General features: G+C 56.6%; 10 protein-coding genes and 1 tRNA gene. 8 read left to right on the top strand and 3 right to left on the bottom strand.

What is annotated here, in order from left to right; all coding sequences use genetic code 11:
- Positions 1-10 precede the first annotated feature (10 nt).
- From infB to AC1Z1G_RS04220, 6 genes are all read left to right on the top strand, one after another.
- Positions 11-2527 carry a translation initiation factor IF-2 gene (gene infB, locus AC1Z1G_RS04195; RefSeq protein ID WP_483625114.1) on the top strand — a complete coding sequence of 839 codons (2517 nt, stop codon included), beginning with the start codon at positions 11-13 and terminating at the stop codon, positions 2525-2527.
- A gap of 159 nt (positions 2528-2686) precedes the next feature.
- Positions 2687-3088 (top strand): 30S ribosome-binding factor RbfA, encoded by a 402-nt coding sequence (gene rbfA, locus AC1Z1G_RS04200; protein WP_078469788.1) that lies wholly within the window; start codon positions 2687-2689, stop codon positions 3086-3088.
- 3 nt (positions 3089-3091) lie between these two features.
- Positions 3092-4009, top strand: coding sequence for a tRNA pseudouridine(55) synthase TruB (gene truB / locus AC1Z1G_RS04205; RefSeq protein ID WP_483625116.1), 918 nt, complete (start codon positions 3092-3094; stop codon positions 4007-4009).
- A 142-nt stretch (positions 4010-4151) separates the two neighbouring features.
- Positions 4152-4421, top strand: coding sequence for a 30S ribosomal protein S15 (gene rpsO, locus AC1Z1G_RS04210; RefSeq protein WP_003197723.1), 270 nt, complete (start codon positions 4152-4154; stop codon positions 4419-4421).
- Between the two features lie 197 nt (positions 4422-4618).
- Positions 4619-6724 (top strand): polyribonucleotide nucleotidyltransferase, encoded by a 2106-nt coding sequence (pnp, locus tag AC1Z1G_RS04215; RefSeq protein WP_008024453.1) that lies wholly within the window; start codon positions 4619-4621, stop codon positions 6722-6724.
- A 226-nt stretch (positions 6725-6950) separates the two neighbouring features.
- Positions 6951-7023, top strand: a tRNA-Thr gene (locus AC1Z1G_RS04220).
- A 251-nt stretch (positions 7024-7274) separates the two neighbouring features.
- On the opposite strand, the gene AC1Z1G_RS04225 is transcribed toward AC1Z1G_RS04220, so the two are convergent.
- Both AC1Z1G_RS04225 and AC1Z1G_RS04230 read right to left on the bottom strand, forming a co-directional pair.
- Entirely contained in the window at positions 7275-9254 is a 1980-nt protein-coding gene (locus tag AC1Z1G_RS04225; RefSeq protein ID WP_483625119.1) for an acyltransferase family protein, read from the bottom strand.
- A 333-nt stretch (positions 9255-9587) separates the two neighbouring features.
- Positions 9588-10109, bottom strand: a complete 522-nt coding sequence (locus AC1Z1G_RS04230) for a hypothetical protein (RefSeq protein ID WP_483625121.1) — start codon at positions 10107-10109, stop codon at positions 9588-9590.
- A 299-nt stretch (positions 10110-10408) separates the two neighbouring features.
- On the opposite strand from AC1Z1G_RS04230, the gene AC1Z1G_RS04235 reads away from it, so the two are divergent.
- Positions 10409-10714, top strand: a complete 306-nt coding sequence (locus AC1Z1G_RS04235) for a DUF6388 family protein (RefSeq protein ID WP_347904022.1) — start codon at positions 10409-10411, stop codon at positions 10712-10714.
- 61 nt (positions 10715-10775) lie between these two features.
- Here the strand turns inward: AC1Z1G_RS04235 and nadC are convergent, their stop codons facing one another.
- On the bottom strand, positions 10776-11624 hold the full coding sequence (gene nadC, locus AC1Z1G_RS04240; RefSeq protein WP_483625123.1) for a carboxylating nicotinate-nucleotide diphosphorylase: 849 nt from the start codon (positions 11622-11624) through the stop codon (positions 10776-10778).
- A gap of 366 nt (positions 11625-11990) precedes the next feature.
- Here nadC and AC1Z1G_RS04245 point away from each other — a divergent pair, with 366 nt between their 5' ends.
- Positions 11991-14219 carry a DUF1631 domain-containing protein gene (locus tag AC1Z1G_RS04245; protein ID WP_483625125.1) on the top strand — a complete coding sequence of 743 codons (2229 nt, stop codon included), beginning with the start codon at positions 11991-11993 and terminating at the stop codon, positions 14217-14219.
- The last annotated feature ends 17 nt before the right edge of the window (positions 14220-14236 follow it).

Raw genomic sequence — 14236 nt, forward strand, 5'->3', positions numbered from 1 at the left:
AGAGAAGTGCATGACGCAAGTCACGGTGAAACAACTGGCCGATGAGGTCAAAACACCGGTAGAGCGCCTGCTGCAGCAGATGCGTGAGGCAGGTCTGCCGCACACCGCCGCCGAGGAACATGTGACCGACAGTGAGAAGCAGTCTCTGCTGACTCACTTGAAAAGCAGCCACAAGGCGAAAGTGGAAGAACCGCGCAAGATCACGTTGCAGCGTAAAACCACCAGCACCCTGCGTGTTGCTGGCAGCAAAAGCATCAGCGTTGAAGTGCGCAAGAAGAAAGTCTTTGTACAGCGCAGCCCGGAAGAAATCGAAGCCGAGCGTAAACGCGAACTGGAAGAGCGTCGCGCAGTAGAAAATGCTGCTCGTCAGAAGGCTGAAGAAGAAGCCAAGCGTCGCGCCGAAGAAGAAGCGCGTCGCCAGCCTGCTGCTGCGCAAACCGCAACGACCGACGCTGTTGCAGCACCTGCTGCAGTTGCCGAACCCGTGCGTGAAGCACCGGTTGCTGCGGCTGCGCCAGCGGCTGACGCTCGCAAACGCGACGAACAGCGTCGTCCGGACAAACCACGTGCCGACGATAACAATCGTCGTGGCGCGGGTGATGGTGAGCGCAAAAACGCTCCGCATCGTGCTTCGGTCAAAGAAAAAGCGCCTGCTCCACGGGTTGCGCCACGTACTACCGACGAAGAAAGCGATGGCTTCCGTCGTGGTGGTCGCGGCAAGGCCAAGCTGAAGAAACGCAACGCCCACGGTTTCCAGAGCCCAACCGGCCCTGTCGTGCGTGAAGTGAAGATCGGCGAGACCATCACTGTTGGCGATCTCGCCCAGCAGATGTCGGTCAAGGCTGCTGAAATCATCAAGTTCATGTTCAAACTGGGTACTCCAGCGACCATCAACCAGGTACTCGATCAGGAAACTGCTCAACTGGTAGCTGAAGAGCTGGGCCATAAAGTGACCCTGGTCAGCGACACCGCCCTGGAAGATTCCCTGGCCGAGTCCCTGAAGTTTGAAGGCGAGGCTTTCTCCCGTGCGCCAGTTGTGACCGTAATGGGCCACGTTGACCATGGTAAGACCTCGCTGCTCGACTATATCCGTCGTGCCAAGGTAGCGGCTGGCGAAGCCGGTGGTATCACCCAGCACATCGGTGCGTACCACGTTGAAACCGAACGCGGCATGGTTACCTTCCTCGACACCCCAGGTCACGCCGCGTTTACCGCCATGCGTGCCCGTGGTGCCAAGGCGACCGACATCGTGATCCTGGTGGTTGCAGCGGACGACGGCGTAATGCCGCAGACCGTTGAAGCCGTACAGCACGCCAAGGCTGCCGGTGTTCCGCTGGTGGTTGCAGTGAACAAAATCGACAAGCCGGGTGCTGATCTCGATCGCATCCGCAGCGAACTGTCGGTTCACGGCGTGACCTCGGAAGAGTGGGGCGGCGATACCCCGTTCGTATCGGTTTCGGCGAAAGTCGGTACTGGCGTGGACGAGTTGCTCGAAGCTGTTCTGCTGCAAGCTGAAGTTCTTGAACTGAAAGCGACTCCTTCGGCTCCTGGCCGTGGTGTCGTGGTTGAATCGCGTCTCGATAAAGGTCGTGGCCCGGTGGCAACCGTTCTGGTTCAGGACGGTACCCTGCGCCAAGGCGACATGGTACTGGTCGGCTCGAACTATGGCCGCGTTCGCGCCATGCTCGACGAGAACGGCAAGCCAATCAAGGAAGCCGGTCCTTCCATCCCTGTCGAGATTCTCGGCCTGGACGGTACCCCGGACGCTGGCGACGAGATGAGCGTTGTTGCCGACGAGAAGAAAGCCCGTGAAGTGGCTCTGTTCCGTCAAGGCAAGTTCCGCGAAGTCAAACTGGCTCGTGCACACGCTGGCAAGTTGGAAAACATCTTCGAGAACATGGGCCAGGAAGAGAAGAAGACGCTTAACATCGTCCTCAAGTCTGACGTCCGTGGTTCGCTGGAAGCGTTGAACGGCGCCTTGAACGGTCTGGGTAACGACGAAGTGCAAGTGCGCGTAGTCGGTGGCGGTGTCGGTGGTATCACCGAGTCCGACGCCAACCTGGCACTGGCCTCCAACGCTGTACTGTTTGGCTTCAACGTGCGTGCCGATGCTGGCGCTCGCAAGATTGTCGAGCAGGAAGGTCTGGATATGCGTTACTACAACGTGATCTACGACATCATCGAAGACGTCAAGAAAGCCCTGACCGGTATGCTTGGCAGCGACGTTCGGGAGAACATCCTGGGTATCGCTGAAGTCCGCGACGTGTTCCGTTCGCCGAAGTTTGGTGCGATCGCCGGTTGCATGGTTATCGAAGGTGTTGTGCACCGTAACCGTCCAATCCGTGTACTGCGTGAAGACATCGTTATCTTCGAAGGCGAGCTGGAATCCCTGCGCCGCTTCAAGGATGACGCTTCCGAAGTACGTGCCGGCATGGAATGCGGTATCGGCGTGAAGAGCTATAACGACGTTAAAGTCGGTGACAAGATCGAAGTCTTCGAGAAGGTTCAGGTTGCTCGCAGCCTCTAACTCGCGCACTTCAAGAGCCTTGATGGGCAGCCGCATGAAAATGCACGGCGCATCGATAGGACTCTAAACGCAACGCCCGGTCTGGCTTTTGTCAGGCCGGGCGTTTGCCGCTTTCAGACCCCACGGGTTTCACCGTGAGGCAGTAACAGGTAACAAGACATGGCAAAAGAATACAGCCGTACCCAACGTATCGGCGATCAGATGCAGCGTGAGCTGGCACAGCTGATCCGTCGTGAAGTCAAAGACCCGCGCGTCGGCCTCGTCACCATTACCGCTGTTGAAGTCAGCCGTGACGTTGGTCACGCCAAGATCTTCATCACCGTGATGGGCCAGGACAGCGCCGAAGATATTGCCCAAAGCATCAAGGTGCTGAACTCCGCTGCCGGTTTCCTGCGTATGCAGTTGGCTCGCGAGATGAAGCTGCGCAGCGTTCCACAGCTGCACTTCCACTACGACGAAAGCGTCGTGCGTGGTGCTCATCTGTCGGCATTGATCGAGCGCGCCGTGGCTGAGGACAATCAGCACCCGGTTGCAGCTGAACCCGAAGACACCAAGGAGTAATCGGTGGCTCAGGTCAAACGTATCCGTCGTAATGTCAGCGGCATCATCCTGCTCGACAAGCCGCTGGGGTTCACCTCCAATGCGGCCTTGCAGAAGGTCCGTTGGTTGCTGAACGCCGAGAAGGCCGGGCACACCGGCAGTCTTGATCCGTTGGCCACCGGCGTGTTGCCGCTGTGCTTCGGTGAAGCGACCAAGTTCTCGCAATACCTGCTCGATTCCGACAAGGGTTACGAAACCCTGGCGCAATTGGGCAAGACCACCACCACGGCCGATGCCGAAGGTGAGGTTTTGCAGGAACGTCCGGTGACCGTTGGTCGCGCCGATATCGAAGCGGTTTTGCCCAATTTTCGTGGGCAAATCAGTCAGATACCGCCGATGTACTCAGCCCTCAAGCGTGACGGTCAGCCGTTGTACAAGCTAGCCCGTGCAGGTGAAGTGGTGGAGCGCGAACCGCGTTCTGTTACTATTGCGCGCTTGGAATTGCTGGCCTTTGAAGGTGATACTGCGCGCTTCGCCGTAGATTGCAGCAAAGGCACCTATATCCGGACCCTCGTGGAAGATATTGGTGAACAGCTCGGCTGTGGCGCTTACGTTGCGCAGTTGCGACGTACCCAGGCCGGTCCGTTCAGCCTGGCCCAGACGGTCACGCTGGAAGAGCTGGAAGCAGTACATGCCGAAGGCGGCAATGAAGCGGTTGACCGCTTCTTGATGCCATCGGACAGCGGCTTGCTGGATTGGCCACTGTTGCAGTTCTCGGAGCACAGTTCGTTCTACTGGCTAAACGGCCAGCCGGTACGCGCCCCGGACGCACCGAAGTTCGGCATGGTACGGGTACAGGATCACAACGGTCGGTTCATCGGTATCGGTGAAGTGAGTGAAGACGGGCGCATCGCGCCACGTCGTTTGATTCGGTCAGAATGACCGAAACCAGTCTGCGTAACAGCAGGCTGGCGAGGGTGGCTGTTAACAGGCACGGTCACTACTCATTTATAGATACAGGGATTTGTCCCTGGCCTGTTGAAACTGTTTTTCTGAAACAGTTTCCTGATAAAAGGATTGCCTCATGGCTCTCGACGTTCAAGAAAAAGCCCAAATCGTAGCTGACTACCAGCAAGCTGTTGGTGATACTGGTTCTCCAGAAGTGCAAGTTGCACTGCTGACCCACAACATCAACAAACTGCAAGGTCACTTCAAGGCCAACGGTAAAGATCACCACTCCCGTCGTGGTCTGATCCGCATGGTAAACCAGCGTCGTAAGCTGCTGGACTACCTGAAAGGCAAGGACGTGAGCCGTTACAGCGCTCTGATCGCTCGCCTGGGTCTGCGTCGCTAATAAGCGACTGCGCTAGAGGTTGGTTGTTTGCCGTGTGTCAGTGGGTTTCCCGCTGGTGCATGGCAGGCTCCCAGCCTCAAGTTTTATCTGGACAGCCGTTTTATCTGGACAATCAAAACCGGGCCGATTCCCGACATTGCCCAAGAATTTCGCAAGAAAACCAGTTCCCCCAAGAGCCACAAAGAAGGTAGGACACCGTGAACCCGGTAATCAAAAAATTCCAGTTCGGTCAGTCGACCGTTACCCTCGAGACTGGCCGTATCGCCCGTCAGGCCTCCGGCGCAGTATTGGTCACCGTTGACGACGACGTCAGCGTATTGGTGACCGTAGTCGGTGCCAAGCAAGCCGATCCAGGCAAGGGCTTCTTCCCTCTGTCTGTTCACTACCAGGAAAAAACTTACGCTGCCGGTAAGATCCCTGGTGGTTTCTTCAAGCGTGAAGGCCGTCCTTCCGAGAAAGAAACCCTGACTTCCCGACTGATCGACCGTCCGATCCGTCCGCTGTTCCCGGAAGGCTTCATGAACGAAGTGCAGGTTGTCTGCACCGTCGTTTCCACCAGTAAGAAGACCGATCCGGACATCGCTGCGATGATCGGTACTTCGGCTGCACTGGCGATCTCCGGCATTCCTTTCGATGGCCCGATCGGCGCTGCCCGCGTTGCGTTCCACGAAAGCACCGGCTACCTGCTGAACCCGACTTACGAGCAACTGAAAGCATCGAGCCTGGACATGGTCGTTGCCGGTACTTCGGAAGCGGTATTGATGGTTGAATCGGAAGCCAAAGAGCTGACCGAAGACCAGATGCTGGGCGCCGTACTGTTTGCTCACGACGAGTTCCAGGTTGTGATCAACGCGGTTAAAGAACTGGCTGCCGAAGCTGCCAAGCCAACCTGGACCTGGGCTCCACAGCCTGAAGCCACTGCTCTGCTGGGCGCAATCCGTGCCGAGTTCGGCGACGCGATCTCCCAGGCTTACACCATCACCATCAAGGCCGACCGTTACGCTCGCCTGGGTGAGCTGAAAGACCAGGTGGTTGCCAAGCTGTCCGGTGAAGAAGGCCAGCCTTCTTCCAGCGAAGTCAAAGCGGCTTTCGGTGAAATCGAATACCGCACCGTTCGCGAAAACATCGTAAACGGCAAGCCACGTATCGACGGTCGTGACACCAAGACCGTACGTCCTCTGAACATCGAAGTGGGTGTTCTGCCTAAGACCCACGGTTCGGCGCTGTTCACCCGTGGCGAAACCCAGGCTCTGGTAGTCGCGACTCTGGGTACTGCCCGTGACGCACAGCTGCTGGACACCCTGGAAGGCGAGAAAAAAGACCCGTTCATGCTGCACTACAACTTCCCTCCGTTCTCGGTAGGTGAGTGTGGTCGCATGGGTGGCGCTGGCCGTCGCGAAATCGGTCACGGCCGTCTGGCCCGCCGTTCGGTTCAGGCCATGCTGCCGGCTGCCGACGTGTTCCCGTACACCATCCGTGTTGTGTCGGAAATCACTGAGTCCAACGGTTCGAGCTCCATGGCTTCGGTCTGCGGCGCTTCCCTGGCTCTGATGGACGCCGGCGTTCCGATGAAGGCACCGGTTGCCGGTATCGCCATGGGTCTGGTTAAAGAAGGCGAGAAGTTCGCCGTCCTGACCGACATCCTGGGTGACGAAGACCACCTGGGCGACATGGACTTCAAAGTAGCGGGTACCGCCAAAGGTGTTACCGCGCTGCAGATGGACATCAAGATCAAAGGCATCACCGAAGAAATCATGGAAATCGCTCTGGGCCAAGCCCTGGAAGCGCGCCTGAATATCCTCGGCCAGATGAACCAGATCATTGGCCAGTCGCGTACCGAACTGTCGGAAAACGCTCCGACCATGATCGCGATGAAAATCGACACCGACAAAATCCGTGATGTCATCGGTAAGGGCGGCGCGACCATTCGTGCGATCTGTGAAGAAACCAAGGCTTCGATCGACATCGAAGACGACGGTTCGATCAAGATCTTCGGCGAAACCAAGGAAGCGGCTGAAGCGGCACGTCAGCGCGTTCTGGGCATTACCGCTGAAGCCGAAATCGGCAAGATCTACGTCGGTAAGGTTGAGCGCATCGTCGACTTCGGCGCATTCGTGAACATCCTGCCGGGCAAGGATGGTCTGGTTCACATCTCGATGCTGAGCGATGCTCGCGTAGAGAAAGTGACCGACATCCTGAAAGAAGGCCAGGAAGTGGAAGTGCTGGTACTGGACGTGGACAACCGCGGCCGTATCAAGCTGTCCATCAAAGACGTTGCAGCAGCCAAGGCATCGGGCGTTTAATCACCCCTTGCTTTAACCGCTGAACAAGCAAACGCCCCGACAGGTTCGGGGCGTTTTGCTGTGTGCGGGAAGATATCGGAGTGTGCACTTGTTGTGGCGTGGGGGCTTGCTCCCGCTGGGTTGCGCAGCGACCCTAATGTTTTGCGTCTTCTGCGCAGCCGAGCGGGAGCAAGCTCCCTCGGCACGATTTGCCGGACCTCAATACCGGTGCTACGTTTAGCCTACCGCCCGTGTAGCTCAGCCGGTAGAGCAGCGCACTCGTAACGCGAAGGTCGCAGGTTCGATTCCTGTCTCGGGCACAAGCCTGCTCTCTTGGGCTATATCAGGCCCACTCGATGCACCATGGCCCCGCGCACTCAAGCATTCTCATGTGTCTTCAGCTTCTTAGTGCGTTGCACGGCACCTACCCATTCAAGTGGTGGGGGGGCAGATGTGCGAGGCTGTAACGTCAAAACATGACGGTCAGATAGTCTGGCTATAGACCCGTTATTAAGCAGGGCTTATAAGGCCGCGGCACTCGTTTGAGTGCCGCTTTGTGTTGTTGCGCTGCTCAGGGCCGGGTATTTGAGGGACTGTCTTCAAGGGCTTTAATGATGAGTTTGGATACTGCCAGTGATCCGCTTTTTGAAAGGTGAACCATGTCAGAGTAGGCAAGGTCAGGGCCCACAAAAGGAGAGCAAGTTCCTTTTGTGCAAATCGCATCTGATGGCGCAACAAAGTATGTGTTGGGTGTGTTGTTTGCAAACTCTCTGATTTTATTGTTTATGGCGTAGGCGGCGGACACTTCGGTCGGGTAGTAAATGAATGAGTCGCAAGGCTGGCTTATCATGTGCGGCCGTAGCAGGCACGACATAAGAGAAGAGGCTCCATACCGGTAGGGTGGGCTGCCAACGAGAACAAGCTTTCTATCGCCAAGGTCTTTCCGTAGCTCGGACAGGTTCTTGATGATGAAGTTTTCATATTCTTCACTTGAATTGAATTTTACAGGGTTTGATGCATTGTCGCTGATGTAGTCGGAATAGCCAGCCCAATGCAGGGCGAACATCACGGGTGTATTGTTCCCCTGGGCCGAGTCCATCAGGGTCTTGTACATCGCTTTACAGTCAGGGCTGATAATGCCCTGGTTTATTCTTATATAATCTCTTGAGATGTAACAGCCGTGTGCAAAGAATCCACGCGCTTGTTTTTCTGTGTTGTGCAGGGCCTTATCAAGGCCACTCATGTATTGAAGGGCGAAACTGTCACCCACTATAAGGTAGTCAGGCGTGCTCTTTTGCTCTCCAATAGAGGCATCAAGTTCATAGCCGTCTCCGCCATAGTTGGTTCGGTGGAATTCCGCCGGTCGAGAGGCCATCTCCATATAAGCTTCCGGAAGCCGGTATGACAGCCCTTCATGTTTGATGATCTCCCTTGAGCCATACACGCCTACGGATGTTGCTATGACGACAACGACGGTGCCGATGACCATTGTTCGGCTTTTTTTACTGACGAAGATGTTTTCAATCAGATGGTGCATTGCCGAACCAACGATCAGTGAGGCCAGAAACAGGCAGGCACTTTCGGATACTGTTATTTCTCGGAAGATATAATATTTGTAGAAAACCAGTATTGGCCAATGTACCAAGTAAACAGAGTACGAAATTTTTCCGATGTAGACGGCAATTTTATTTCTGGTCAGCGCCCCGAAATCGCTCCGGCCTGCATAAATACACGCCGCTGCACCCAGGCAGGGAGCCAGGGCGAGTAGGCCTGGAAACAGGGAGTCGTGCTTTAGTAAAAACGAAGCAGCAACGATCGTGATAATTCCTGCGACGAAAAGAAGCCTCTCAAGTGGTGCGCCTGATCTTTTGTCATTCAGTAGGACCAGGAATGCACCTATACAAAGCTCAAACACACGAAAGGGCATCATGTAGTACGACGCCGAGGGGTTCAGGGAGAGCATCGCTTGTGATGAGGCTACGGACAGTACGGTCAAGATCGCAAGCACAATGGCCAGAAACTTATTGGATACCTTAAGTGATCCCCAGACTATCAATGGCCATGCCAAGTAAAACTGCCATTCCACGGATAAAGACCAGGTGTGGAGCAGTGGCTGCATCTTTGCGGTTTCTTCAAAGTAACCTTGGCTGTTGAAGAAATAGAAGTTTGATGCTGATAGCAGCGAGTATTTAGCGGAGGACGCCAGCTTGCTTAATGAAGCGGGGTCCATGATCAAAAAGCCAGTAAACAGACTCGCTGCGATGGTTGCCAGCAATGCGGGATGCAGGCGTAAAAGTCTTCTGGTATAGAAACTTAGAAATGAAAATCTGTTTTGAATGATTGAATTTCTAATGGTGTCAGTTATCAAGAAGCCAGAGATTACAAAAAAGACATCTACCCCGACATAACCGCCAGGCACGCCAAGATCAAAGTGAAAGAGCAGAACAGCGAGGACTGCTAGTGCGCGTAGGCCGTCTATGTCAGCCCGATACTTCGGCTGGATAAATTGAGGAACGCTCAAGTTTTTAGCCGTTTCGGCGAGGGACGTCATCTTGCGGTGAACTCCAAATGTCAATTCGCCTACATCAAGGGCGCAGATATCCTACGCGCATCTGGATTGATTCAACAGCACAGTGGGTATGTTCGGACGACAGGATGTCAGTGGCTGCAACCTGATCGATCACTGTGGCGCCTTATGACCGATCAGAATTTCTGCCGCAAGGGGGGCAGCCAAGCCGGAAAAGTACATGGATCAGTACAGCGGCTTGGCGGTCAGTGGGAAAGGTTCACTCTGCGCAGGTTATCTGGTTTAAATACAATTCCTGCTTGTGCCACCTCTCTCGAGATGGCTACGAAGCACCTCGTCATCGCTGCGGGACGAACGCTACTTCACCTTCCTGCTCAGTTCCTCGACCGTGCGTTTGAGCTGATCGATTGCGCGATCCTGATCGCTGACTTCGCGCTTGAGGTTCGACAGTTCACTTACGTTTGAACTCGAGCTGGAGCCGCTGCTGCGCTTGAGGTCTTCCACCTGCTTGCCGAGGTTGTTCAGGTCGCGTTCCTGCTCGCTGACCGTGCGCTTGAGGTTGGACAGTTCACTGTTGTTCGAGCTGGAACTGGAACCGCTGCTACGCTTGAGTTCTTCGATGAGGCGGGCCTGGTCGCCAATCGTCCGTTTCTGGCTTTCCAGCTCGGCGGCATTGGCCTTCACGGTCTTCTGCATGTTCTCCAGGTCGTCGATGCTGACGCTGGTTCTGACCAGCGTGTCTTTGCCGAACGAGTTATGAATGGCAGAGACTTTGTCGTTGTAGGAAGCAGGGTCGGAGGTGACTTCAACAGCAGCCTGAGCGGTATTGGCTAATACCAGGCTGCCAAGTAAAGCGGTGGCGAGGAGGCGGGTGCGCATCACTGGGGTTCCTTGTGAAGTGCCGATATGGCACATGGCTATGACTCGGATCTCAGATTTATGTTCCCGAGGCTTCGCTGTCCAATGGGCATGAATTTTTGTGGGATTGATGTAAAGAGCCATGTGAATAGTCCCTCAAACGTCCTATATTCGACGTCTGTCTGAGCACTGCCCAGCAGTTTTCAAATGATCCAGAATGGTTCTGAAGGCCAGATAGACCGGGCCTAAACCGGTTTTTGCGTCAGAGAGATCCTTGATGATCCAGATCCATCTTCCATTCCCAGATCAGCGAGAACGCCATGACCGTTAAAGAATTGAGCCAAGAAGCAAGACATGAAGAAGCGCTGAAGAAATACGCGCTGGATGCACCCGAATTGATGGATGAGATCAAGGACTTGAGTCCCGACGATCAGAAAGACCAGATTCAGTGGGCGTTCGAGGACGAAGCCGAAGCTCAGGGCTTGCAGCCTTGGGAGTTGACGCTCAAGTACACCTCAAGCCCGGAAGAGTACGAGGCCGCGCGACTTGCGCTGCACAAGGAGGCGGCCGAGGTATTGGGCGTCGAGTGGGAAGAGTACTGCGAGATGAATAATCTGGTGGTGTGAAAACAGCTTCAAGCGACAAGCTACAAGCCAAGCACGGAGCAGCTTGTAGCTTGCCGCTGCTTCAGATACTGAGGCGCATCGACAAGTCCACGGCTTTCACATCCTTGGTCATTGCACCAATCGAGATGTAATCCACGCCGGTTTCGGCGATCGGCCGCAAAGTGCTTTCGTTGACGCCGCCGCTGGCTTCCAGTTTCGCCTTGCCCGCATTCAGGCGTACGGCTTCACGCATGTCGTCCAGGCTCAGTTCATCCAGCATGATGATGTCGGCACCGGCCGCAAGGGCCTCTTTGAGCTCCGTCAAACTCTCCACTTCAACTTCTACAGGCTTGCCAGGGGCAATCTTGTGCGCGGCCGCAATAGCTTGCGCAATGCCCCCGCAGGCGGCGATATGGTTTTCCTTGATCAGGAAGGCGTCATACAGGCCAATGCGGTGGTTGTGGCAGTTGCCGCAGGTCACGGCGTACTTTTGCGCCAGGCGCAGCCCCGGCAGGGTTTTGCGCGTGTCGAGCAATTTCACCTGGGTATCGGCGACGAAGTCCGCCAGATACTGCGCGCGTGTCGCCACGCCAGACAGCAGTTGCAGAAAGTTCAGTGCACTACGCTCGCCGGTCAACAGCGAGCGGGCAGGGCCTTCCAAGTGGAACAGAGGCTGATTGGGAATCACACGCTCACCGTCGCGCACTTGCCAGTGCACCGCGACGCGTGGGTCCAGTTGCCGAAACACGGCATCGACCCATGCGGTGCCGCTGATGACGGCCGCGTCACGGGTGATGATGGTGGCTTTGGCCAGGCGTTCGGCTGGAATCAATTGTGCGGTGATGTCGCCGCTGCCGATGTCTTCCAGCAACGCACGGCGCACGTTGGCTTCGATTTCGGCGGTCAAATCGGCGAGGCGTAGATTCGGCATAACGGGCTCCACAAACAAAGTGGCCCGATTATAGGGCCATGCCGGGAACGAACCCAAGGCGCCGACGCGCATTGCCGGGCGCTGCAACCTGCATTTGGTCGGTTCGACCGAATCTTTGCGGCTTGGCGAAGGCCCTTTATTACGATCTATTTCACCGAGAAACGCAGAGTCCGCTAGCACTCGGGATATCTTTTGCAGATAATCGCGCCTTGCGTTTGACGTCATAGCTTTGACGTCCCTTTGGCTCCCCGATATCTGAAATACAGCGCAGTGCGTCACGATTGCGTTGTGAGCCGTCTGTGAGCGTTTGCGGCGTTACCGATCTTTCACATCGAACCGAAGAATCACCCCTTTCAGGAGGCTTGGATGCACAACGACGGGAATGTAGTGCCTTTGCACAAGGCAGCTACCGATCAGGCGAGTCCTTCGCCGCTCGCCCGCCTGCCGGTGATTCTGCTTCAGGTTCGCGACAAGGCCGCCCAGCAGTTGCGCCACGGCTTGCAGGAATTGTTCGATAACGCCGATGACACCCTGTTCGAAATGGCCGACCGGGCGCAGAACAATGTCGATCAGAACACCTTCTTTGAAGCCATGCGCGACTTGCGCCTCAAGCGCAAAAGCATCGAGCGGGGTTTTCTGGAGCAGTTCTTCGAGGCTTTCGTCGGCCTGACCCGTTACGACCTCAGCCAAAGTGCGTTGCCGCTGTCGATGATCCACGACCCTTCGACCCAGCTTCCCAACGACGATCTGGAGCGGGCAGTGGCCCTGGACGCCATGGTCGCCAAGGTGCTCAACCGCGACGGCTTTGCCCTCGGCCAACTGACTGCCCGGTTGGGTGCGCTGCTGGGCAAGCCGCTGGACGACTCGCACAACCCGATGGGCCCGGCCATGCTCTGCGAGTACTTCTTGCAGGCCGGGCGCAACCTGGGCGTGGAGATCAAGGTCAAGCTGATCATCCTCAAGCTGTTCGAACGCTACGTGCTCAGCGACGCCGACCAGCTCTATGCCGAAGCCAACCAGTTACTGATCGCCACCGGTGTGTTGCCTGAGCTCAAGGCTGCGCCGGCACGGCGTGCCGCGGACCGTTCGGCCGCCAGCGTGCATACAGCCCCCCACGACAGCGCAGGCAAGTCAGGTAGCACGCAGATTGATGACAGCGTGCAGGAAGTCTTCGCAGCGCTACAGGAACTGCTTTTTCACGTGCGCGGCAGTGTGGCGCCGACGCTTGAGGCCAGCGCGCAGACCCAGCCCATCTCGACCCGCGACCTGCTGCGCCTGCTCTCGCACTTGCAGCAATACGTACCGGCGTCGACGGCCGTGGAGGACTTCGACCTGCGCAACCAACTGGAGCAATTGCTCACGCGGGTCAGTGTCAAGAGCGGCAAGTCGCGGGTGGTCGGGGTGGCAGATGAAGACGTGATCAACCTGATTGCGATGCTCTTTGAATTCATTCTCGATGACCGCAACCTGCCGGACTCGCTCAAGGCGTTGATCGGTCGTCTGCAGATTCCGATGCTGAAAGTCGCAGTGCTCGATAAAAGTTTCTTCAGCCGTGGCAATCACCCGGCTCGACGCCTGCTCAATGAGATTGCCGCTGCGGCCATGGGCTGGGGCGCGTGTGATGATCATCAGCGTGACAGCCTGTACGTGCGCATCGAGCAAGTAGTGCAACGCTTGCTGAACGACTTTGGCGACGATCCGGCGATTTTCTCCGAGTTACTGAGCGACTTCCTGACCTTCACCAGTGACGAGCGTCGTCGCAGCGAGTTGCTGGAGCAACGTACCCGCGACGCCGAAGAAGGCCGGGCCAAGGCTGAACTGGCGCGCCAGCGCGTCGAGCAGGCATTGAATCAGGCGCTGCTGGGTAAAGTGCTGCCGCAGGCGGTGGTCAACTTTGTTCAGGAGGCGTGGAGCAAGGTACTGCTGTTGACCTGCCTCAAGCATGGCGAACAGTCGGCCGAATGGCGGGCAGGCGTGCAGACCATGGATCAGTTGATCTGGAGTGTTAAGCGCCATGCCGATCCCGATGCCAGCCTGCATTTGTTGACGCTGGTGCCGGGGTTACTCAAGGCGCTGCGCGATGGGTTGAGCAGCGCGGCGTTCGACCCGTTTGCCACCAGCGAGTTTTTCAGCGAACTCGAGGGCCTGCATGTGCACCTGTTCGAGCAATCGGCCCAGGTGCCTGAGCCGCATCCGGTCCAGGAGCGTGTCAGCGATTTGCCAGTGATGATCGAAGTGTTGCAGCAGATTGTGCTGCCCACCGCCGACGAAGGCCCGGTCGAAAACACGGGGGTGGGCCTGGCAGTGGATGATGCCGGGTTGCAGCAGGTCGACCAATTACGGCTGGGGTGCTGGGTCGAGTTTCAGGAAGACGATGAAAATACCCTGCGTTGCAAGTTGGCGGCGATTATCCAGCCGACGGGCAAGTACATCTTCGTCAATCGCACCGGCATGAAGGTGCTGGAACGCAGCCGCACCGGGCTGGCGCTGGAGTTCCACCGTGGCGCGGTCCGGGCGCTGGATGATGCGTTGTTGTTCGATCGCGCGCTGGAGTCGGTGATCGGCAACCTGCGCAGGCTCAATCACGGCAAGTGATCGCAACCTGACGGCGG

It is taken from the genome of Pseudomonas sp. JL27(2026), from assembly GCF_056933555.1.